At 70.5% G+C, this 20,589-nt stretch carries 19 protein-coding genes; 8 read left to right on the top strand and 11 right to left on the bottom strand.

Going from position 1 to position 20,589, the window contains the following annotated elements; all coding sequences use genetic code 11:
* The first annotated feature begins 116 nt into the window (after window positions 1-116).
* Window positions 117-1,733, top strand: a complete 1,617-nt coding sequence (locus CTB96_RS01275) for an ABC-F family ATP-binding cassette domain-containing protein (RefSeq protein ID WP_110125091.1) — start codon at window positions 117-119, stop codon at window positions 1,731-1,733.
* Here the strand turns inward: CTB96_RS01275 and CTB96_RS01270 are convergent.
* Window positions 1,678-2,127, bottom strand: coding sequence for a hypothetical protein (locus tag CTB96_RS01270; RefSeq protein WP_110125090.1), 450 nt, complete (start codon window positions 2,125-2,127; stop codon window positions 1,678-1,680). The two genes, CTB96_RS01275 and CTB96_RS01270, sit on opposite strands and share 56 nt — an antisense overlap.
* A gap of 131 nt (window positions 2,128-2,258) precedes the next feature.
* Here CTB96_RS01270 and CTB96_RS01265 point away from each other — a divergent pair, with 131 nt between their 5' ends.
* Together CTB96_RS01265 and CTB96_RS01260 are read left to right on the top strand one after the other, a co-directional pair.
* Complete coding sequence (locus CTB96_RS01265; protein WP_219993188.1) at window positions 2,259-3,803, top strand: carboxylesterase/lipase family protein; 1,545 nt, start codon at window positions 2,259-2,261, stop codon at window positions 3,801-3,803.
* Window positions 3,804-4,637: a LysM peptidoglycan-binding domain-containing protein gene (locus CTB96_RS01260; RefSeq protein ID WP_110125089.1), complete on the top strand. Its 834-nt coding sequence runs from the start codon at window positions 3,804-3,806 to the stop codon at window positions 4,635-4,637.
* Here CTB96_RS01260 and CTB96_RS01255 read toward each other — a convergent pair.
* Window positions 4,634-5,422 carry a hypothetical protein gene (locus CTB96_RS01255; RefSeq protein ID WP_110125088.1) on the bottom strand — a complete coding sequence of 263 codons (789 nt, stop codon included), beginning with the start codon at window positions 5,420-5,422 and terminating at the stop codon, window positions 4,634-4,636. The genes CTB96_RS01260 and CTB96_RS01255 overlap by 4 nt on opposite strands.
* 103 nt (window positions 5,423-5,525) lie before the next feature.
* Window positions 5,526-6,494 (bottom strand): DMT family transporter, encoded by a 969-nt coding sequence (locus CTB96_RS01250; protein ID WP_248283160.1) that lies wholly within the window; start codon window positions 6,492-6,494, stop codon window positions 5,526-5,528.
* A gap of 49 nt (window positions 6,495-6,543) precedes the next feature.
* On the opposite strand from CTB96_RS01250, the gene CTB96_RS01245 reads away from it, so the two are divergent.
* On the top strand, window positions 6,544-7,131 hold the full coding sequence (locus tag CTB96_RS01245; protein ID WP_110125087.1) for a hypothetical protein: 588 nt from the start codon (window positions 6,544-6,546) through the stop codon (window positions 7,129-7,131).
* A 10-nt stretch (window positions 7,132-7,141) separates the two neighbouring features.
* On the opposite strand, the gene CTB96_RS01240 is transcribed toward CTB96_RS01245, so the two are convergent.
* Window positions 7,142-8,308, bottom strand: a complete 1,167-nt coding sequence (locus CTB96_RS01240; RefSeq protein ID WP_110125086.1) for a low temperature requirement protein A — start codon at window positions 8,306-8,308, stop codon at window positions 7,142-7,144.
* 63 nt (window positions 8,309-8,371) lie between these two features.
* Window positions 8,372-8,746, bottom strand: a complete 375-nt coding sequence (locus CTB96_RS01235; protein WP_110125085.1) for a metal-sensitive transcriptional regulator — start codon at window positions 8,744-8,746, stop codon at window positions 8,372-8,374.
* Between the two features lie 139 nt (window positions 8,747-8,885).
* Here CTB96_RS01235 and CTB96_RS01230 point away from each other — a divergent pair, with 139 nt between their 5' ends.
* Together CTB96_RS01230 and CTB96_RS01225 are read left to right on the top strand one after the other, a co-directional pair.
* Window positions 8,886-9,131 carry a heavy-metal-associated domain-containing protein gene (locus tag CTB96_RS01230; RefSeq protein WP_110125084.1) on the top strand — a complete coding sequence of 82 codons (246 nt, stop codon included), beginning with the start codon at window positions 8,886-8,888 and terminating at the stop codon, window positions 9,129-9,131.
* A gap of 29 nt (window positions 9,132-9,160) precedes the next feature.
* Window positions 9,161-11,389 carry a heavy metal translocating P-type ATPase gene (locus tag CTB96_RS01225; RefSeq protein WP_110125149.1) on the top strand — a complete coding sequence of 743 codons (2,229 nt, stop codon included), beginning with the start codon at window positions 9,161-9,163 and terminating at the stop codon, window positions 11,387-11,389.
* A 34-nt stretch (window positions 11,390-11,423) separates the two neighbouring features.
* On the opposite strand, the gene CTB96_RS01220 is transcribed toward CTB96_RS01225, so the two are convergent.
* Entirely contained in the window at window positions 11,424-12,995 is a 1,572-nt protein-coding gene (locus tag CTB96_RS01220) for an MFS transporter (protein ID WP_110125083.1), read from the bottom strand.
* Between the two features lie 106 nt (window positions 12,996-13,101).
* Between CTB96_RS01220 and CTB96_RS01215 the strand changes: the two genes are divergently transcribed.
* Complete coding sequence (locus CTB96_RS01215) at window positions 13,102-13,635, top strand: TetR/AcrR family transcriptional regulator (protein WP_181397091.1); 534 nt, start codon at window positions 13,102-13,104, stop codon at window positions 13,633-13,635.
* A 46-nt stretch (window positions 13,636-13,681) separates the two neighbouring features.
* Here CTB96_RS01215 and CTB96_RS01210 read toward each other — a convergent pair whose 3' ends face one another.
* Window positions 13,682-14,464: a gamma-glutamyl-gamma-aminobutyrate hydrolase family protein gene (locus CTB96_RS01210; protein ID WP_248283159.1), complete on the bottom strand. Its 783-nt coding sequence runs from the start codon at window positions 14,462-14,464 to the stop codon at window positions 13,682-13,684.
* 208 nt (window positions 14,465-14,672) lie between these two features.
* On the opposite strand from CTB96_RS01210, the gene CTB96_RS01205 reads away from it, so the two are divergent.
* On the top strand, window positions 14,673-16,811 hold the full coding sequence (locus CTB96_RS01205) for a TPM domain-containing protein (RefSeq protein WP_110125147.1): 2,139 nt from the start codon (window positions 14,673-14,675) through the stop codon (window positions 16,809-16,811).
* Between the two features lie 245 nt (window positions 16,812-17,056).
* Here the strand turns inward: CTB96_RS01205 and CTB96_RS01200 are convergent, their stop codons facing one another.
* The 4 genes from CTB96_RS01200 to CTB96_RS01185 are packed head-to-tail and all read right to left on the bottom strand — an operon-like array spanning window position 17,057 to window position 20,542.
* Window positions 17,057-18,166, bottom strand: a complete 1,110-nt coding sequence (locus CTB96_RS01200; RefSeq protein WP_110125081.1) for an FAD-dependent oxidoreductase — start codon at window positions 18,164-18,166, stop codon at window positions 17,057-17,059.
* Window positions 18,163-18,663 carry a GNAT family N-acetyltransferase gene (locus CTB96_RS01195; protein WP_110125080.1) on the bottom strand — a complete coding sequence of 167 codons (501 nt, stop codon included), beginning with the start codon at window positions 18,661-18,663 and terminating at the stop codon, window positions 18,163-18,165. The genes CTB96_RS01200 and CTB96_RS01195 overlap by 4 nt, the downstream gene beginning before the upstream one ends.
* On the bottom strand, window positions 18,660-19,991 hold the full coding sequence (locus CTB96_RS01190) for a M20/M25/M40 family metallo-hydrolase (protein WP_110125079.1): 1,332 nt from the start codon (window positions 19,989-19,991) through the stop codon (window positions 18,660-18,662). The genes CTB96_RS01195 and CTB96_RS01190 overlap by 4 nt, the downstream gene beginning before the upstream one ends.
* Window positions 19,991-20,542: an RBBP9/YdeN family alpha/beta hydrolase gene (locus CTB96_RS01185; protein ID WP_110125078.1), complete on the bottom strand. Its 552-nt coding sequence runs from the start codon at window positions 20,540-20,542 to the stop codon at window positions 19,991-19,993. The genes CTB96_RS01190 and CTB96_RS01185 overlap by 1 nt, the downstream gene beginning before the upstream one ends.
* Window positions 20,543-20,589: the final 47 nt, after the last annotated feature.

Here is a 20,589-nt window from a genome sequence, read left to right as displayed (position 1 = left end):
GAGTCAGGTTCAGCCAGTGAAGATCCTCGTCGGTTTCGCGCTCACGCGCTGACATCCGTCGTTTGTCGCGCCGCGGCATCCGGAGTCAGTGCTCGAACTGACGACGGGGAGTTCCCATGGCTACGGCCCACAATGCAACAATTCTTCTGACGGATGTCGGCCTCACCTGGCCAGACGGATCCACCGCCCTCACCGGCATCAGCGCCGCCTTCGGCCGAGGTCGTACCGGCCTGGTCGGCGCCAACGGCTCCGGTAAGTCCACACTGCTGCGCCTGATCACCGGCGCTCTGCCACCCACCACCGGCAGCGTCGTGCTGAGCGGCGAAGTGGGCTATCTGCCGCAGACCCTCACCCTGCACGTTGGCACTACCGCGGCCGACCTGCTCGGCGTGCGGGCGAAGCTCGACGCGCTGCGATCAATCGAATCCGGTGACGTCGACATGCGGCACTTCGAGGTGCTCGGTGACGACTGGGACATCACCACCAGGGCCGGGGAGGCGCTGCGATCGGCGGGCCTGGCCGAGGAGGATCTCGACCGCTCGGTCGGCGAGCTGTCCGGCGGCGAGGCGATCCTGGTGGCCATCGCGGGCCTCCGCCTGGGAGCGGCACCGATCACGGTGCTCGACGAACCCACCAACAACCTCGACCGGGCCGCCCGCGCGCGGCTGGCCGGGATGGTGACGTCCTGGCCCGGCGCGCTCGTGGTGGTCAGCCACGACACGGCGCTGCTCGAGCTGATGGACGACACCGCCGAGTTGCATGCCGGCACGCTCACGGTGTTCGGCGGGCCGTACAGCGCCTTCCTCGAGCACCTCGAACGCGAGCAGGCCGCCGCGCAACAGGCCCAACGCACCGCGGACCAGGCGGTCAAGAAGGAGAAGCAGCAACGCATCGAGGCCGAAACCAAACTCGCCCGCCGAGCCCGGTTCGCCCGCACCGAGTACGAGAACAAGAGCGTGCCGAAGATCGTGATGGGGCTGCGCAAGTCGGCGGCCCAGGTCTCGGCCGGCAAGCTACGCACCGAGTTCGACGGCAAGGTGCAGGATGCCAGGGCCGCCGCCGTCGCCGCCTCCGCCCGGGTGCGCTCGGACGACACCATCCAGGTGGACCTTCCCGACCCCCAGGTGGCCAGTAGCAAACGACTGGCCGAACTGCACGGCAGCAACGAGCCGTTCCTGCTGCACGGACCGGTGCGGGTCGCGCTCACCGGGCCGAACGGCGTGGGCAAGACCAGCCTGCTCGAGTCACTGGTGCATCCGGCCACCGCCCGGGCCGGGCTGGCCTCGGCGACCGCGCACACCGACCGGATCGGCTACCTCAGCCAGCGCCTGGACGGGCTCGACGAGAACGGCAGCGCGCTGGACAACCTGCGTTCAGCCGCACCGAACACTCCCCCGGGCGAACTGCGCGGCCGCCTGGCACGCTTCCTGCTTCGCGGGGATGCCGTGCACCGGCCGGTGCGGAGCCTGTCCGGCGGCGAACGGTTCCGGGTGTCGCTCGCACGGCTGCTGCTGGCCGATCCGCCCGCTCAGCTGATCGTGCTCGATGAGCCGACCAACAACCTCGACCGGCAAAGCGTCGACGAGCTGGTCTCAGCGCTCGGCACCTACCGGGGCGGTCTGCTCGTGGTCAGCCACGACGATGCCTTCCTCGGCCGGCTCGGCATCACCGACTGGCTCAGCCTTGACGCCGCCGGGATGCTGACCCGCGGGGTGGCACCGGCAGCCGGGTAGCCAGCACCGGCGTCGCCCTGGCGACGGCACTGGTGTGGGTGCCCGTGTGGGTGCCGGCGTGGGCGGCGAACGCGGCCGCTGCCCGGGGGTTGTCGGCGGCGAAGTCGCTCCGGAACCGCCGGGTGGCCACGCCGGCCTCGTACGAGGCGAACTCAATGTCGAACCCGGAACCGAGCTGCAGCGCCAGGCGCAGGGCCAGGCCGACGCCCGCCGCAGTGAAGGCGCTGGCCAGAGCCGGACTGCGCCAGGCGAAATCGGCGTCGAGCGCGTCGTAGTACTCGATCTCCCAGCGGATCAGGTCGGTCACCAGCTCGGCGTCCAGGGCGGTGGAGTCGTACGCCACCGGATGGGGAACCCAGAGCACGGTTCCGGCGTAGTCCGGAAACAGGCGCACGACAGAACTCGCCGTGTCTGTGTCCCCAGGTCTCACGCGGTTCTCCCCAATCAGTCCCCACCCTACAAAATTTTCCGGCGTGATGCCGCCGATCCACAGGCGAGGTCGGCCGCTCTCGCTACGATCGAGCCATGCCCGCAGAGAAGGACCTACTCGACGCTTCCGCCAACAGCCCGATGGACCCCGCCGCGGCACCGGAGGCGATCACCCGCTCTGGTCGGGTGCGCGGCTTCTGGCGCGGCGCATCGGCCGCGTTCCTGGGCATCCCCTTCGCCGCCGCCCCCGTGGGCGAGCACAGGTTTCTCGCGCCGGCTCCGGTCACTCCGTGGGCGGGAGTGCGCGACGCGCTCGCCTACGGACCCACCCCGCAGCGCCGCCAATTCGCCGAGGTCACGACGATCCCGGAACCGTCGATCCCCGGCGACGACATCCTGTCGGTCAACGTGTTCACTCCCCGTCTTCCCGCGGCGGAGTCCCCCGTTCCCGGTCTGCCGGTGCTGGTCTGGATCCATGGTGGCGGCTACGCGGCCGGGTCGCCGGCCAGCCCCTGGTACGACGGAGTCGCGTTCAACCGCGATGGCATCGTGGTGGTCACGGTGTCGTACCGTCTCGGCTTCGAAGGCTTCGGCTGGATCGACGGCGCCCCGCTGAACCGCGGCATTCTCGACCAGATCGCGGCCCTGGAATGGGTGCAAAGCAACATCGGGGCCTTCGGCGGCGACCCGGACAGGGTCACGGTGGCCGGCCAGTCCGCCGGTGCGGGTAGCACGCTGGCTCTGCTCTCGTGCCCGCGCACCGCCGGCCTGTTCGCCGGCGCCATCGCGCAATCCGCGCCCGCATACGGGCAGAGCGCGGCAGCTGCGGAGAAGATCGGGCGGCGCTTCGCTGCGCGTCTGGGCGTGAGCCCGGACCTCACCGGCTGGCGCACCGTGGCTGCAGAGACCATCGTCGACGCCGAACCGTCCGCCCAGCTCACCGGCGACGGGATCCTCCACCCCACCATGCCGCTGCCCGCCCTCACCCGGGCCGCGCACGACCCCGGGGCCGACATCACCGGCATCCCCTTCGCGCCGGTCGTGGACGACGACATCGTGGCCGACCTGCTGACGGCGGTGCGCACCGGCCGGAACGCCGAGGTGCCGTTGTTGCTCGGGTCGACCACCCACGAATTCAACTTTCCGTCTGGCGAGAGCGTCGATGAGCTGACGGATGCTCTCACCGACGCTGGGATCTCACCGGAGGCCGTCGCCCGGTTCGAGTCGACGGTGTCGGCCATCGGCAGCGGATACGCCCGCGGCCAGCTCTCCTCCGCGGTGCTCTTCCGGGTGCCGACGGTGCGGTGCGCATCCGCCCGCACGGAAGCCGGCGCCGGTGCCCGCACCTGGTTGTACGACTTCGCGTTCCGCGCCCCAGCCTCTGGGCTGGCCGGGCACTGCATCGACCTGCCCTTCGCCTGGGACCTGCTCGACGCCGAGCAGGTCAGCGTCTCGGTGGGCGACAACCTGCCGCGCGCGCTGGCGGCGACCATGCACGCCGAGTGGGTGCAGTTCATCAGCACCGGCACGGTCTCCTGGCCGGCCGTGGCCGAGCACCCCGCCGGCGCCGAGCGGTTCGACACCCTCTCGGTCTTCGACCCGAACGCCTACGAGCTCGAGGCCGAACTGGCGGCGTTGTAAATGCGAGTGCGCGGCTGGGCCGGTGCCGCCGGCGCCCTGCTGTCGCTGCTGCTCGTGACGGGATGCACGGTGGTGACGCCGCCCGTCGGCCCGGCCGAGACTCGCGCCGCCAGCGACCCCGCTGCGATCGACGTCACCTCCGACCTTCCTGCCGGAGGCTGGCCAGATCTGAGCACCTTCCCCGATGGAACGGTCATTGCCAACGGCAGCTTCACCGGAAGCGGCGAGACCTCGGCAGACCCGGTGTCGGGAACCATCGAGATCGCCAAGGAGATGGGCCGGCTCACGGTGACCGTGCGCGACCTCGACCTCGGGCCGTCGATCGGCCCCGTCGACGGGGCCATCCTGGAACTCAACGCACGCACTGACGACTCAACGCCGGGCGAATTCAGGGTGGCTTACGGCCAGCTCGGCGCTGGCCAGGCTGACGTGGTCGCGGCCGCGAGTCAGGTTTTTGAGATCGAGTACGGCAGTGAGCTGGTCACGAGTGACCCGAGCTGGATGCGCACAGCGGTGATCTGGCAGCAGGCCGACGGCCTGCCGTATGGGCGGGTGCTCGCCACCGCATCGTTGACCTGGGCGCTGCCCGATATGCGTCCCGATCTGACGGTGCTGGACACCGGCACCGCGCCCCACGCCCGGGGCGAGGTGATCTACGACAGCGCCGGCGACCCGTCCGGGTACGTCGTCGCCAGCGGCGACCTTCTCGACGACATCGCCGTCAGGTTCAGAGTGGAGGTGTGGGACCTGGCCTGGTTGAATCCGATGCGCGGCTACGCGAGCGCCCAGACGGGCGAGACGCTCAACCTGAGCCGGTACGAACGCGGCCGTTAGCGGCCGCTGGTGCTCACCACGGGAGCGTCGGCGCACGAGGACGTCTGCGCCTCGGCCACTCGGCGGTCATCGGCGGGCAACGACGCCGACACGGCGGTGTACCCGTTCACGGCCGACGAACCGTCGTCTGACACCGTGATGCCCGTGGCCAGCAGCGAGTAGCTGTCGTCCCGGTTCTCGGTGACCTGCAGGCCGTTGAGCTCGAGTCCGCCGTCGACCTCGAGGCAGCCCACCCCGGTGCCGTTGTCGTGCAGGTTCTGCATGTCAAAGGTGTACGCCTTGCCGTCGACGCCGATCGGGGTGACGAAGGCGCAGTCCACGAAGGCATGCAGGGTGGCTCCCCGGCCGTCGTCGAGCACTGTCACCACCACGCCGTTGTGCAGCGCGGCCGTCCAGCCGCTGTGGGTGTTCGGCCCGGCGAGGTCGTCTTCCAGGGTGTACGTTCCCCCGGATGCCGTGGTGATGCCGTAGGTGAAGGGCACTGTCGCCTCCGAGTACCACTCGGTGTCGTTCTTCCCGTCACCGTCGATGTCGGCGATCTCGGCGCTGTCCGCGTCGTCCGGCATCGTCGCGTCCGTTTCCGGGCAGCCGGTCGGCTCGGCTGCGACGGCCTCCGTGGGTTCGGTGGATGCGGTCGGGTCGGTGGACTCGTCGGCTTGCGACGGCTTCACCACACCGGCCTGCGCGGCACCGTTGGCGGCGCAGCCGGAGAGCACGAGCGCCAGGAAACCGGCAACGACGATGAGCCGCCCTGCGACCTTGGTTTTCGAGTGAACGGTAGACATCAGCACGATGCTACAGACGTTGGCTGGACACCCTCCGTGATTCGGGCGTGCTTTCGCAGGCTATTGCCAGCGTGCGGGAGCGACCGGCTCAGCGCTGCGGCGCTCACTCGGGCGAATGCGGCGCCGGAACGCGCGCGTCTTCGAGGGTGGAGGCGGGTTGGTGCCTGGACAGTCCCACGACCCCGAATGCCGCCACCGCGCCGGCCAGAACGAATGCGATCAGCGCGTAGAGCGGCGCCTCGCTCGCCTCACCGAGCACCACGATGCCGATGCCGACGGCCACGAGCGGATCCACCACGGTGAGTCCGGCGATCACCAGGTTGGGCGGCCCGGTGGAATAGGCGATCTGCACGAAGACGCCGCCGACGATCGCCGCGGTGAGCACCCCGCCCACACAGAGCAGGGTGAGCAGAGAGTAGTCACCGCCGACGAGCTGGGTGATGGTGAGTTTGGCCAGCGTGGCCACGAATGCGTAGAGCACCCCGGCGCCGATCACGTACGCCACGGCGGTCAACCGGGCGCGCAGGAAGACGAACACCGAGCCGAAGACCAGCAGCACTCCGGCGAGCAGGCTGAGGATGATCACGACCTGCGGCGGTTGGATGGGCCGGTCGGTGGCGTAGACGGCGGCGATCGAGACGAAGACGACGATGCCGCCCACTGACAGTGCCACCGATCGCAGCACCGTGCCGTCCAGCCGGGTATGCGCGATCCGGGAATCCACCACGGTGGAGAGCACCAGTGCGGCCACGCCGAGCGGTTGCACCACGAGCAGCGGGGCCAGGCCGAGACTGGTGAGCTGCAGCAGGATGGCGCAGCCGAGCAGCAGCGTGCCGAGCAACCACGACGGCCGGCGCAGCAGGGCCACCAGCTGGCCGATGCTCATTTTCTCCTGGTCGCCGGGACGCATCCGGGCCGCCTTGCCGACCCCGCGGTGCTGCAGTTGCGCGCCCAGGGCGAGGAAGACCGTACCGGCGAGCGCGACTACGATGCCGAGATTCTTGCGCGCCGCCGGGTCAAGGAACGGCACGATCACATCGGTGACTTCGGTGGGAAAGAACGGGACGGGCACATGCAGACACTACTGGACCGCTGTCTGCGGCCGGTGCTAGCGTGCCCGCATGAAGCAAACAGAGCTGTTCCTGCAGTCGGATGCCGCGTTGCGCTCCGTGATCGACCGGATCGAGCCGGAGCAGCTCGGTCTGCCGGCGCCGGCTGAGTGGTCGTTCACTCCGAACCCCACCATCCGCGACATCGTGGCCGCGCACGCCCGGGACGAAGCCTGGGTGCCGGATGTGCTGCTCGGCCGCACGATCGAGGATGCCGGCGGCACCTACGACGGCGACCTGCTCGGCACCGATCCGATCACCGCCTACGACCGGCTCAACGACGCCGCCACCGCGGCCGTGAACGAAGACCTCGACCCGGAGAAGGTGGTGCACCTGAGTTACGGCGACTACCCGATCCGGGAGTATTTGGAGCACATCAGCACCTACCGGGCGTTCCAGGCCTGGTCGATCGCCCGCACCCTGGGCTGGGACTACTCGCTGCCGGCACCGCTGGTGGAGAACCTCTGGGAGCTGATCGGGCCGCAGGTCGATGGTTTTCGCGCGATGGGCGTCTTCCCGCCCGAGATCGAGGCGCCCGCCGGCGCGGACCGCGAGACCCAGTTGCTCTGCCGGGTGGGCTACTGGTTTCCGAAGCCCTGATCAGCGGCGCCTAACCGACCGGCGCGGATGCGCGGCTGCGGCGCAACTGGCCGGCCAGGGTGATCGCCACGATGAGAACGCAGAGGGTGGCGATGAGCACCACCACCGTCGTCACTCCGAGCGCACCCGCCGCCAACGGCACGAGCAGCACCGCCGCCGCGGACGGCAGGATCACCACCGGCCGGATCTGGGTGCGGGTCTCCAGCACGGCGTGCACCGCCCACAAGAGCAGCAGGAAGATACCCACGGGCAGGCCGACGGCGTATCCCAGCACCACGGGCGAGACCTCCAGGTGGTGGCCGGCCTGGGCTACCGCCACTTCGAGCCCCGCGCCGAGCGCGGCCAGGGCGGCGAAGACGCCGTAGTGGCCGTAGCCCCAGAAGAACGACCGGCCGCGCTTGACCGACAGGGCTTCCCCCGCCGGTTCGAGAAAATACAGCCACCAGATCGCGAACAGCGTCACCAACGCCGCGGCCGAGACGAGCACCAGGTCACCGCTCACGCCGCCCGCGCCGAGCGCCTCCTGCACACCGTAGGTGGCGGCCAGCACGCTCTCGCCGAGCACGATGATGGTGAACAGGCCGTACCGTTCCGCGATGTGATGCGGGTGCCAGAAGGTCGTTCCGGTGCGCTCCGCCCAGAACGGCACCGTCACGTCGAGCAGGGCGAGCACGACGAACGACGACACCCCTAGCTCCTCCGGCAGCGCCAGGCGGGCCAGCCAGCCGACCTGCACCAGGCTCACACCGGCCGCGTACCGCCACGCCGTCACCCGGCTCTCCGGATGCTCGAAACCGGCCCGCACCCACTGCGCGACCAGGCCAATACGCATGATCAGATAGCCCACGGTGATCGCGGTGAAGTTGCCGTCGTCGAAGGCCGCGGGAACCCCGGCGGCGAGCACCAGCACGCCGGCCATCTGCACCATCGTCAGCAGTCGGTAGGGCACGTCGTCGGTGTCGTATGACGACGCGAACCAGGTGAAGTTCATCCAGGCCCACCAGATGGCGAAGAACACCATCAGGAACGGGCCGATCCTGTCGGCACCGTGCCCGCCCTCGATGCCATGGGCCAGTTGCACCACCAGCGAGGCCACCGCCACCACGAAGGTGAGGTCGAACAGGAGCTCGAGCGGGCTGGACACCCGGTGCGCCTCGCCGGTGTCGCGCGCGGTCATGCGCCGGTGGATTCTGAAGCTGCCCGCATCCGTCATGCGCACAGCCTAGGGAAATCTTGGCGGTTAGGAACGCACCAGCCGGGCGATCGCGTCCCCGGCTTCCTTGAGCTTGGCCGTGGCCTCGTCGCCGCCGGTGGCGACGGCGTCGACGACGCAGTGGCTGAGGTGGTCGTTGAGCAGGCCCAGCGCCACCGACTGCAGGGCGCTGGTCATGGCCGACACCTGGGTGAGGATGTCGATGCAGTACTTGTCGTCGGTGACCATGCCCTGCAGGCCGCGCGCCTGGCCCTCGATGCGGCGCAGGCGCTTGAGGTAGTCGTCCTTGTTGGAGATGTAGCCGTGCGGGCCGTCGTGGGTGTGCTCGGCGTGCGCGTCGTGTTCGGGCGCTGCATCTTCGGGTGCTGCATCTTCGGGTGCTGCGGCGGGGACGGTCGTCATGATGTTCTCCTGAGTGTCGGCTGACCCTATACCCCCTCACGGTATCACGGATGTGCGCTAGAGTACCCGGAGGGGGTATCCACCCCGCGGCTCGCCAGCCGCTTCACCGACATCCGTTTCACCGAAGAAGGTCCGCACCATGGCTCAGACACTCAACACCGATTACCTCGTCACCGGCATGACCTGTGGCCACTGCGTCGCCAGTGTGATCGAGGAGGTCTCGCTGGTGGCCGGCGTCAACGCCGTCACCGTTGACCTGGTCGTGGGCGCGGCCAGCACCGTGCACGTCACCAGCACCGTGACCCCGGATGCCGCCGAGATTCGCGCAGCCATCGATGAAGCCGGTTACGAGCTGCAGGGCGCCGACCAGGGCTCAGCCGCGTGAGCGAGCCCGTCGACCTCCTGGTCGGCGGCATGACCTGCGCGTCGTGCGCCGCCCGTATCGAGAAGAAGCTCAACCGCCTGCCCGGGGTGGTTGCCACGGTCAACTACGCCACCGACAAGGCCACCGTTCGCCTGCCCGAGGGCACCACCGTCGACGACGCCATCGCCACCATCGTGGCCACCGGCTACACCGCCCGGCTGCCCGCGCCCGTGGTCACCGAGCCGGTCACAGCCGAGCTGGATGCCGACACCCTCGCGCTACGTCAGCGGCTGCTGGTCTCCACCGCCCTGGCGATTCCGGTGACCCTGCTCTCCATGGTGCCCGCGCTGCAGTTCACCAACTGGCAGTGGTTGGCCCTGACGCTCGCCGCCCCGGTGGCCGTCTGGGGCGCGTGGCCGTTCCACCGGGCCGCGTGGCTGAACGCCAGGCACGGCGCCGCCAGCATGGACACCCTGATCAGCGTGGGCGTGCTGGCCGCGTTCGGCTGGTCGCTCTACGCCCTGTTCCTGGGTGACGCCGGCATGCCCGGCATGACCATGCAGCTGAGCTTCGGCATGTCGGGGCAGACCGACATCTACCTCGAGGTCGCGGCCGCCGTCACGGTCTTCATCCTGGCCGGGCGGTACTTCGAGGCGCGGGCCAAGACCCGCTCCGGCGCGGCCCTGCAGGCGCTGGTCAACCTGGGCGCGAAAGACGTGGCCGTGCTGCGCGGGTCGCTCGAACGGCGCATCCCGATCGGCGAACTGATGGTCGGTGACGTCTTCGTGGTGCGACCGGGCGAGAAGGTGGCCACAGACGGCGTGGTCGTCGATGGCGCCTCGGCCATCGACACCAGCCTGCTCACCGGCGAGACCGTGCCGGTGGAGGTGGGCCCCGGCGACACCGTCGTGGGCGCCACCGTCAACTCCGGCGGCCGCCTCACCGTGCGTGCCACCCGGGTGGGCGCCGACACCGAGCTGGCCCGCATCGGCCGGCTGGTGGAGCAGGCGCAGTCCGGCAAGGCCCCTGTGCAGCGCCTGGCCGACCGGGTCTCCGCGGTCTTCGTGCCGATCGTGTTCGTGATCGCGCTGGGGACCCTGGCGGTCTGGCTGCTTGTCGGCGCCAGCCCCGAACAGGCGTTCACCGCCGCGGTGGCCACGCTCATCATCGCCTGCCCGTGTGCCCTGGGTCTGGCCACTCCCACCGCCCTGTTGGTGGGCACCGGGCGCGGCGCTCAGTTGGGCATCCTCATTCGCGGACCACAGATCCTGGAGTCCACCCGCCAGGTGGACGCCATCGTGCTTGACAAGACCGGCACCGTGACCACGGGGCGGATGGCGTTGCTCGGCGTGCATGTGGCTGCCGGGGTGGCCGCGGACGGCGGCTTGGCGGGAACCCCTGCCGGTGCTGCTGCGGAAACCGAGCTTCTGCGGCTGGCGGGCGCGGCCGAGGCCGGCTCTGAGCATCCGATCGGGATCGCCATCGTGAACGGTGCGGCCGACCAGGTGGGCATCCTGCCTGCAGCCACGGCCTTCACCTCGGCGCAGGGCTTCGGCGTGCAGGCCACCGTCGAAGGCCACTTAGTGCTGGTGGGCCGGCCGCGGTGGTTGGCCGACGAGTGGCAGGTGATCTTGCCCGCCGATCTGGCCGAGGTGCTGGCCGGTATCGAGGCGCGCGGGCAGACCGCCGTGGCGGTGGCCTGGGATGGCGCGGCCCGGGGCATCCTGGCCGTGGCCGATGAGGTCAAGCCCAGCAGCGCTGCGGCCGTGGCCCAGTTGGTGGCGCTCGGGCTCACTCCGGTGCTGCTCACCGGCGACAACCCCACCGCCGCCCGCGCTGTGGCCGACCAGGTGGGCATCAGCGAGGTCTTCGCGGGTGTGCTGCCGGCCGAGAAGGTTGACAGGGTGCGCGCGCTGCAGGCCGCCGGCCACGTGGTGGCGATGGTGGGCGACGGCGTGAACGACGCCGCGGCGCTGGCCGCCGCCGACCTCGGCATCGCCATGGGCACGGGTACCGATGTGGCCATCGAAGCCAGTGACATCACTCTGGTGCGTGCCGACCTGCTCGCCGTGGTCGATGCCATCCGGTTGTCCCGGCGCACGCTGGCCACGATCAAGGCGAACCTGTTCTGGGCGTTCGCCTACAACGTGGCGGCGATCCCGCTGGCCGCCCTCGGCCTGCTCAACCCGCTGATCGCGGGCGCCGCCATGGCGCTCTCCTCGGTCTTCGTGGTGAGCAACAGCCTCCGCCTGCGCGGCTTCCGCCCCTTCGCGAGCTGAGAGGAAAGCACCCAAAACTCGAGGTTTTCGGGGCTTAGCTCACGGGTCGCGGGCGGGAGGTGCGGCGGGGGCGCATGCTCAGTTGCACGGCGGCCGCGGCCACCAGCATCAGCGCCACGGCGATGATCGAGGTCACGCCAACGCCGCTGTCGAACGCTGCCCGAGCCGACTCGGTGAGCGCCTCGGCTTGACCGGCAGGCAGGCTTCCGGCCACACCGAGCGCCCCGCCGAGGGTTTCTCCGGCCTGGCCGGCCGCCCCGGCGCCGAGGCCGTCGGGCAGCACCACGGCAGCCCGGTAGGAGGCCGCGAGGATCGCGCCGAGCACAGCGGTGCCGAGCACGGCACCGAGCTCATAGGCGGTCTCGGAGACACCGGCCGCAGCCCCGGCCTTGTCGGCCGGCACCGAGCTCAGGATGGTGTCGTTGGAGATGGTCTCGGCCGCACCGACGCCCACCGAGAGGATGCCGAACGCGAGCGCCACCACCCCGGCCGTCAGGTTTTCCCGCAGCAGCACGATCAGCGCGAAACCTCCGGCCGAGAGCAGGATGCCGGCCACGATCACCAGACGCGGCGGCACCCGGCGCACCACGTAGGCCGCGCCCAGGCCGGCGGCTACCGACAGCACGGCTCCGGGCAACAGGAGCAGTCCGGCGTCGAGCGGGTCGAGGCCGAGTACCAGCTGCAGGTGCTGCGATACGAAGAACAGGAACCCGACCAGGCTGAAGACCGAGAGGAAGTTCGCCAGCACCGACCCGGCGAACGGCGCATGCCGGAACAGGGCCAGGTCGAGCAGCGGGTTGCCGATGCGCAGCTGGCGGCGGAGGAAGACCGCGCCGGCGACCAGGCCCAGCACCAGCGCGCCGAGGCCGAGCACCGTGGCGCCATCGTGGGTGAGGGTCTTGATGGCGAACACCAACGGGGTGAGCGTGAGCAGCGACAGCGCCACGCTGGCCAGGTCGATCTTCAATGGCGCCGGGTCCTTGGACTCGGGCACCAGCAAGGGTGCGAACACCACGAGGGGCAGCAGGAACGGCACCGCGATGAGAAACACGGCACCCCAGTTGAAGTGCTGCAGAACTACCCCGCCCACGATCGGGCCGAGGCTCGACCCGGCCGCGAAGGCACCGGCCCAGACCGCGATCGCCAGGGTGCGCTGGCGGGCATCCCGGAACAGGCTGCGCAGCAACGAGAGGGTGGACGGCATGATCATGGCGCCGAAGAAGCCCATCACCGCGCGGGCCGCGATCAGCAACTCGGCGGTGGGCGCGAACGCCGCCAGCACCGACACCACACCGAACCCGGTGGCACCGATCAGAAGCAGCCGGCGCCGGCCAACCCGGTCGCCGAGAGTGCCCATGGCCACCAGCAAGCCGGCGAGCACCAGCGGGTAGACGTCGACGATCCAGAGCAGCGTGGTGCTGCTGGGGCGCAGGTCGAGGCTGATCGCCGGCAGGGCGAAACTCAGCACGGTGTTGTCCACCGAGATGAGCAACACCGGCAGCATCAGCAGCACCAGGCCGAACCATTCCCGGCGGCCGGCGCGGGGTGCGGCCGATGCGGCGGCGGTGCTGTCGGAAAGGGTGCGGATGGTGTCTGTCGTGCTCATGTCAACCTGGCTGAAGAACGGGGTTCCGAACGGAACGGCGAGTTTTACTGCACCATTCAGTACAGCAGACATCGACTATACCACCAAGTACAGTAAAGTGGCGGGCATGGCCCAACATCGCGACAGCGCGCGGGAGAGCATCCTCACCGCGTTCCAGGAACTGCTCATTGACACCAGCGGTTCCGGCGCTTCCCTCGACGCGGTCGCGAAAGCCGCCGGCGTCACCAAGGGCGGCCTGCTCTACCACTTCGGCTCCCGGGACGGGCTGGAGACCGCGCTGATCGAACGGCTCGAGACGCTGGCCGCCGCCGAATACGAACGCATGCGGCAGGCCCCGGGCGGCGCTGCCGCCTACTACGTGAGCCTGGCCGAGTACGTGAACAGCCCGCTGGACCGGGCCACCCTCGCCGGCGGCACCCTGGCCCGCCGCACCCCACAGGCCCGGGCGGTGGTGGTGGAGATGCGGCGCCGGTACTTCGAGATTCTCAACGACGATTTGCAGGACCCCGAGTTGGCCCGGGCCACCATGCTGCTGGCCGACGGCCTGTACTACGACGCCACCACCGTCGCCGAGCCGTTCGAGCACGAGCTGGACGTGCCCGCGTTCCTGGCCCGGGTGCGCCCGCGAGCCGTGACCTAAGCACCCAAAACTCGGGTTTTTCGGGGCTTAGCTCACAGGTCGCGAACTAGGCGGCGCGGGCGACCTCGGTGGTGGCTAGCGACGCTTGGAGGGACGCGAGCAGGAGGGGCAGCTGGGCGGCGGGCGCATCCGGTGCTTCGGGGTGCCACTGCACCCCGGTGATCGGCGCGGTGCGGTGTTCGAGGGCTTCGACCAGGCCGTCGGGCGCCGTGGCCACGGGTACCAGGCCGGCGCCGAGGCGGCCGACGCTCTGGTGGTGTGCGCTCTGCACCGAGATGCGGGTGTCACCGAGGGCGGCGGCGAGGCCGCTGGTGGCGTGCAGGTGCACGTCGTGGGTGGAGAGGATCTCGTCGATCGGCACGCCGACGTTGCGGTGGATGCCGTCGTCGATGTGCTGCACGAGGTCGCCGCCGAGGGCGACGTTGATGATCTGCAAGCCGCGGCAGATGCCCAGCAGCGGTGTGCCGCGGTCGGCGGCGCGCTGCACGAGGGCGATCTGGCCCTCGTCAGCGTCGATGAAGTGGGTGGTCTCGCCCTCGTAGCCGGCGCGGGCGCCGTAGAAGCGGGGGTCGATGTCTTCGCCGCCCACGATCACGACAGCGTCGGCGGAGTCGGTGAGGTCCAGCAGCGCCGCGGGATCGAGATCGGCGGCGGCCAGGCGCACGACGGTCCACCCGCCGCGGGTGCCGGCATCCACAACGGTGGCGTTGAGGGTCTGCACCTTGGCGTGGTACTCGGGCCGGTCGGGCCGGCTGCGGGTGACCTCGACCACGGCGAGAGTGGGGCGAGCGGCCAGGTCGGTCATGGCGGCGAGATTCTGGATGGTCATTCTCGCCTCCGTGACGGGATCGATGCGGCCGCGAACGATTGCCGCGGATTCCAGTGTGCCCGAGGTGGCCCGCGGGCATCCGGTCAGCGGTAACAGAGCGCAACAGTCGCGCCGGCTGGCTCCCAGCCGGCTTCCTAGCCGCTCCTGGCCGGGGGTTCTATGCTCGATGGGAACCGCCGCACGCGAACCGTTCGAGGAAATGGACCCCATGCAGTCAGGCCGCCCGCACATTCGATCGACCGTCACCGGGCTCGCCGCCCGGGTGGCGCTGCTGAGCGCGGCGGGTGCGCTGGCCGTCGCCGGCCTGGTCGGAGCGGGGCTGGCCACTCCCCTGGCGGCGCGGGCGGATGACCCGGTGACGTTCGAGGACAGCAAGATCGTCGACACCGTCGGGGCTCTCGGCGACCGGGAGGACGAGGTGCTCGCGGCCTTCGACGAGCTCTACGCTGACACTCGGATCGACCTGTACGTGGCCTACGTGTCGAGTTTCGACGGTGTTGATGACCTCTCCACCTGGGCCGACCAGACCGCCGTGAACAACGGATTCGGTGAGAGCGACGTGCTGCTGGCCGTGGCCACCGATGACCGCCAGTATCAGCTGTCGGTCGCGACAGACTTCGTGCTGAGTGATGCCCAGCTCAGTGAGGTGACGAGCACGGCCATCGAGCCGTCGTTGCGGGAGAACGATTGGGCGGGAGCGGCCATCAACGGCGCGACCGCCATGCAGCAGAGTGTGGCAGGCGAACCGCTCAGCGACCCGGTCGTCACGCCCGGGGAGGCCAATACCGGCTCCGGCGGGCTGCCCGGCTGGGTCGGGGTGCTGATCGCCGTGGTGATTCTGGGAGCGATCGTCACCATCGTGATCGTGTTGCTCCGCCGCCGCGGCGCCAAGACGGCGGTCGGGCCCGGCGCCGACCAGGTGCCGACGGCCGAACTGAAGCGGGAAGCATCCAGTGCGCTGATCGAGACCGATGACGCCATCAAGACCAGCGGCCAGGAGGTGGGCTTCGCGGTCGCGCAGTACGGGGTGGGCGCTGCCGAACCGTTCCAGGCGGCGGTGAGCACCGCGGCGGGCAAGCTGAGCGAGGCGTTCACGCTGCAGCAACGCCTGGATGACGCCGAGCCCGACACCGAGGAGCAGGTGCGGGCCTGGTACCGCTCGATCATCGCCCTCTGCGCCGAGGCCAACCAGGCCCTCGACGAGCAGGCCGCGGCGTTCGACGAGTTGCGCAAGCTGGAGGCCAACGCGCCGGCCGCCGCCGCGGAGTTGCAGACCGAGCTGGCCGCAATCGACGCCCGGCTCGACCAAGCCGAGACCGGGGTGGAGCAGCTGGCCGCCCGGTACACCGCTGCGGCCATCAACACCGTCGCCGACAACCCCGACCAGGCCGCCGAGCGGCTCACCTTCGCCACCAATGCGCTGACCGAAGCGCAGGCCCGGCTGGCCGCAGGCGAACCGAGCGCCGCGGCCGTCGGCATCCGCGCCGCCGAGGAAGCCGTGGACCAGGCCAAACTGCTGGTCGACGCCGTGGACCGGCTCGCCGCCGACCTGCAGACGGCCGAGTCCGGGATCCCGGCCATGCTGGCCGATCTCGACACCGATCTCGTCACCGCTCGCGCCCTGCCCGGCGGCACGGCCGCGGTGCCCGGCGCGATCGAGCAGACCGAGCGCACCCTCGCGGAGGTTCGTGCGAAGCTCGAGACACCGCCGATCAACCCGATCGAGCTCGTGCAGGTCCTCGAAACCACCAATGCCAGCATGGATGCCGCGTTGCAGGGCGCGCGCGATGCCCAGCTGCAGGCGCAACGCCTCAATCAGGCGCTCAGCAACAGCATGCAGGCAGCGCGCAGCCAGGTATCGGCCGCCGACGATTTCATCACGGCCCGGCGCGGCGCCGTGGGAGCGGAAGCGCGCACCCGACTCGCCGAGGCCGCCCGGCTGACGGCCCAGGCCGAGTCCCTCGTACCCACCGACCCGGCCGCGGCGCTCGCGGTCTCCCAGCGCGCCGGGTCCCTGGCTGCGGAGGCGACCGCGATGGCCCGCCGTGACGTCGACGGGTTCTCGTCGGACAACGATGACGACTTCGGTGACTTCTTCGGCGGCGGCGGGGCCAGCCGGCGCGGCGGCAGCAACGGCTCGATGGGGGCGGTGCTCGGCGGCATCCTGATCGGTCAGATCCTCGGCGGTGGCGGCGGTGGCGGCATGTTCGGTGGCGGCGGCGGAGGCGGGTTCGGCGGAGGCGGCGGACGACGCAGCAGCGGTGGCGGTTTCGGCGGCGGGCGCAGCCCCGGCAGCTTCGGCGGCAGCGGCACCCGCGGCCGGCGCGGTGGCGGCGGGCGTTTCTAAGCGGTTCGGCGCCCGCGCCCGCTCGTGACTTGCCAGATGCCGCCCATTGCGGCGCCCGGAGGGGGCCCGAACTGGCAATTCACGGACCTCACCCCAGCGAGATACCAGTTGGCGCCCATCGCGGCGCCCGGAGAGGGCCTCAACTGGCAGGTCGCCGATGGGGAGCCCGACTTGCGGCAATAGACCACCTCGACGAGCAGGAAGCGGCACTTTGCGGCAACTGGGCGACGGGCCCTGCGTCGCGGCTAGCGATCGAGCGCGAACAGGGGCGGAGCGGGGAGGTCGTCGGCCAGGTCGGCGAGGATGCGGCCGACGGTGGGGGTGAACTTGAAACCGTGCCCGGAGAAGCCCGCGCCCACGACCACGGGGCCGCGCCGGTCGAGCACGAAATTCGAGTCGGGTGTGGTCGTGTAGGTGCAGCTGATTTCGACGAAACTGTCGGCATCCGCGCCCGGCAGCCACTCGCGGGCGTAGCGGCGCAGGGCCAGCAGCTGTTCGGGTTCCGCGGTGAAGTCGCGGTGGTCGGGGTCGACGACGGGGCCGACGCCGTGCCAGCCGGCCTTGATGCCCTCGCCGGGGGTGTGCATGCCGTAGACCGGCGAGCGCCAGTAGTCGTAGCCGGCGGTGCCAGGGCGGTAGCCGTGGTTGAAGCCCGGCCAAGTGAAGCTGGTGTCGAGCACGGCGAAGTGGGCCGGCTGCTCCTGGGTGACCACCAGCTTGGGCAGCGGCAGCAGGCCGCCGAGCAGGGAGCTGGTCCAGGCGCCGAGGGTCACGATCACCCGGCGGGCCTCGAACTGTTCGGTGTCGGTGGCCACGAGCACCCGGTCGTCGCCCGCGACGGTGATTCGGGTGACGGGCATCCCGTGCTCCACCCGGGCCCCGAGGGCTGCTGCGGCGGCCTGCAGGGCCGCCACCGACGCGTTCGCGTTCAGCCGGCCGGCTTCGGGTGTGTAGAGCACTTCGGTGTCGAAGCGGATGCCCGGCCAGCGCTCGGCGGCGGCGGCGACGCTGAGCATCTCGGGGTCGAACCCCACTGCGGTCAGAGCGGCGTGTACCTCGGCGAACGGCTGGCCCGCGCCGTGGTTGACCAGGCCCACCTGCTCGAGCAGCCGGGTGTCGGTCTCGTCTTCGAGCTCCCGCCACAGCTGTAGCGCCTCGATGAGCATGGCCACGTAGGTGGGGTCGGAGTAGCTGAGGTTGAAGTTGCGGGAGGCACCGTGCGAGGCACCGTTAGTGTGCCCGGGCTCGAACCGCTCGAGCAGGGTCACGTCGCGGCCGCGGCGGGCCAGCTGCCAGGCCGCCGCAGAACCCATGGCGCCGCCGCCGATCACGAGGGTGTCAACGCGCGTGTTCATGCGGGCAGCATCCGTTCGTAGCAGAGGGAGAACCAGATCGCCTCGTAGGGCGGGTAGATCGGGATCGGCGTGTAGCCGAGGTGCTCGTAGTGCCGCACCGCCTCCGGCTGCCGGTCACCGGTCTGCAGGATCAGCCGGCGAGCACCCCGAGCGGATGCCTCGGCCTCGACAGCGCTGATGAGCGCCTTGCTGACGCCCCGGCCGCGATACGCGGCCAGGGTGACGAGGCGCTTCAGCTCGTATTCCTCGCCGAGCATACGCAGGGCGGCGTGGCCCGCGGGCACACCGTCCACCGTCGCGATGAGGGTGAGCACCATGGTGTTCGGGTCGATGGCGAATGCGGCGTCGGTCGCCGCGGCATCCGTTGTCGAGATGGTCTCGAACCGATCGGCGTAGCGGGGCATGATCTCGTCGTCCATGGCCGCACGCAGCGCCACGGCCCGCGCATCCGTCCAGGCAACCGTGTGGATCTGCACGGTGCCGGTCGTGACGGTCATGCCAGCACCTGGCGCACGGTGAAGTCGAGCGCGGCCACGGTGAGGGCGACCGAGTCGACGTCGATGCGTTCGTCGTTGCCGTGGAACAGGGTGCGGAAGGTGCCGTAGTCCCAGCGCGGGCTGAGCAGGCCGAAGCCGTAGGCGGGCACACCGCGCCAGCGGTAGAACCGCGCATCCGATCCGCCGACGCTGAGCACCGGCAACAGGTCGGCGTTCGGGTAGGCCCGGGCCACGGCGGCGCTGAGCGCGGCGAACAGCGGAGTGTCGACGGGAGAACGGGTGGCGGCCTCGAACCTGTCGCCGACGATCTCGATGTCGCCCATCAGGTCACCCAGCGCCTCGCGCAGGTAGGCGTCCACATCGGCGGCGTCGATGCCGGGCAGCACCCGGATGTCGAGGTCCACGGTGGCCAGCGACGGGATGACGTTCTCCTTCTCGCCCGCGTGCACGATGTTGGGCGAGATGGTGGTGTGGGTAGAGGCGTGCGCGAAGCCGGCCAGTTTGCCGAGTTCGTGCACGGCCCCGTCGATGCGCGCGGGGTCGACCAGCCGGTCGGCCAGTTCGCCGGGCAGGCCGAGCACCGACACGTAGTGCCGCCAGTCCGCGGTGATCTGCACCGGCGGGTCGAACCGGGCGAGCCGGGTCACGGCCTCCGCGGCTATCACGGCGGCGTTGCGGGCGCCCCACGGCGCCGAGCCGTGCCCGGGCGTGCCGCGCACCACCAGGCGGCGGCCGGCGATTCCCTTCTCGCCGATGGTGGTGGTGATCGACGGCCGCACGCCCACGGGGGCACCACCGGACTCGGTGAGCACGGAGGTGGCGTCGATGAGCTCGAGCCGGTGTTCGGTCATCCAACCCACCCCGAAGCGGCTGCCGCTCTCCTCGTCGGCGACGGCCGCGAAGACCAGGTCGCCGCGGGGGCGGAACGGGCCCATGGCGAGGTCGCGGATGACGACGGCGTAGCTGGCGGTGAGGTAGAGCATGTCGAGGGCGCCGCGGCCCCAGATTTCGCCGTCGACGAGGTCGGCGGAAAACGGGTCGCGGCTCCAGCCGCTTTCGTCCACTGGCACCACGTCGATGTGCCCCACCAGCGCCAGCGACGGCGCGCTGGGGTCGGTGCCGCGGAGACGCGCGATCAGCGAGCCCCGGCCGGCATGCGGTTCCACAACTTCGAGCTCCAGCCCTGAGCCGGCGAAGAAGCCCTCGAGGGTGCGCACGCTGCGGATCTCTCCACCGGAATCGGGGGTGCCGTCGTTGACGCAGGCGTTGCGGATCAGGTCGCGCAGCAGGTCGACGGTCTGCCGGGTGAGCACATCGGGATCGGTCATCAGCGCACCATCCCGGCCAGGCTCTCGGCGAACTCGTCGAGGATGGCCCGTCCGGACGGCCAGTTGCCGAGCTTGCTGGCGATGTTGATGTGCCCGAGGTTGCCGACCTCGACGAACCCGGCGCCCCACGCGGTCGCAAGCGTGCGCGCGGTGCCGAGGGCGCAGTAGGGGTCGTTGGCGCTGGCGATCACCAGGGCCGGCGTACCGAGCGCGGCGGGTTCGGCGGCGCGGAAGGTCGGAGCCACCGACGGGAAGTCCGGGCCGAACCGGTCGGGCGGGGCCACCAGCAGGGCGCCGCGTACCCGGCCAGGGTTCTGCGCCAGCCACGCCGCGGCGGCCAGGCAGCCCAGGCTGTGCGCCACGATGATCGTGTCAGGAGTGGTCACGGCCGCGTCGACGGCGGCGATCCAGTCCTCCAGGTCCGGTTCGTCCCACGAGACTGGGCGGATGCGCACGGCATCCGTCTGCGTCGCCTCCCAACGGGTCTGCCAGTGCTTGTCGGCGGAGCCGTTGATGCCCGGAACTATCGTCAGGCTCAGGGGGGTGGGCATGGTGGGGATCCTTGAGAGTCGATGGGCGTGTGAAAACACCGTGTGAA

This window comes from Cryobacterium arcticum, from assembly GCF_003185895.1.
GTDB lineage: Bacteria > Actinomycetota > Actinomycetes > Actinomycetales > Microbacteriaceae > Cryobacterium > Cryobacterium arcticum.
This window is presented reverse-complemented; position numbering and strand designations above follow the sequence as displayed.

Coding starts and splice junctions, on each gene's coding strand:
- CTB96_RS01205 (WP_110125147.1), top strand. CDS start 14,673: ATGCAGTCAGGCCGCCCGCACATTCGATCGACCGTCACCGGGCTCGCC.
- CTB96_RS01275 (WP_110125091.1), top strand. CDS start 117: ATGGCTACGGCCCACAATGCAACAATTCTTCTGACGGATGTCGGCCTC.
- CTB96_RS01265 (WP_219993188.1), top strand. CDS start 2,259: ATGCCCGCAGAGAAGGACCTACTCGACGCTTCCGCCAACAGCCCGATG.
- CTB96_RS01260 (WP_110125089.1), top strand. CDS start 3,804: ATGCGAGTGCGCGGCTGGGCCGGTGCCGCCGGCGCCCTGCTGTCGCTG.
- CTB96_RS01195 (WP_110125080.1), bottom strand. CDS start 18,663: ATGACCGTCACGACCGGCACCGTGCAGATCCACACGGTTGCCTGGACG.
- CTB96_RS01245 (WP_110125087.1), top strand. CDS start 6,544: ATGAAGCAAACAGAGCTGTTCCTGCAGTCGGATGCCGCGTTGCGCTCC.
- CTB96_RS01215 (WP_181397091.1), top strand. CDS start 13,102: ATGGCCCAACATCGCGACAGCGCGCGGGAGAGCATCCTCACCGCGTTC.
- CTB96_RS01255 (WP_110125088.1), bottom strand. CDS start 5,422: ATGTCTACCGTTCACTCGAAAACCAAGGTCGCAGGGCGGCTCATCGTC.
- CTB96_RS01225 (WP_110125149.1), top strand. CDS start 9,161: ATGACCTGCGCGTCGTGCGCCGCCCGTATCGAGAAGAAGCTCAACCGC.
- CTB96_RS01190 (WP_110125079.1), bottom strand. CDS start 19,991: ATGACCGATCCCGATGTGCTCACCCGGCAGACCGTCGACCTGCTGCGC.
- CTB96_RS01185 (WP_110125078.1), bottom strand. CDS start 20,542: ATGCCCACCCCCCTGAGCCTGACGATAGTTCCGGGCATCAACGGCTCC.
- CTB96_RS01210 (WP_248283159.1), bottom strand. CDS start 14,464: ATGACCATCCAGAATCTCGCCGCCATGACCGACCTGGCCGCTCGCCCC.
- CTB96_RS01240 (WP_110125086.1), bottom strand. CDS start 8,308: ATGACCGCGCGCGACACCGGCGAGGCGCACCGGGTGTCCAGCCCGCTC.
- CTB96_RS01200 (WP_110125081.1), bottom strand. CDS start 18,166: ATGAACACGCGCGTTGACACCCTCGTGATCGGCGGCGGCGCCATGGGT.
- CTB96_RS01235 (WP_110125085.1), bottom strand. CDS start 8,746: ATGACGACCGTCCCCGCCGCAGCACCCGAAGATGCAGCACCCGAAGAT.
- CTB96_RS01230 (WP_110125084.1), top strand. CDS start 8,886: ATGGCTCAGACACTCAACACCGATTACCTCGTCACCGGCATGACCTGT.
- CTB96_RS01220 (WP_110125083.1), bottom strand. CDS start 12,995: ATGAGCACGACAGACACCATCCGCACCCTTTCCGACAGCACCGCCGCC.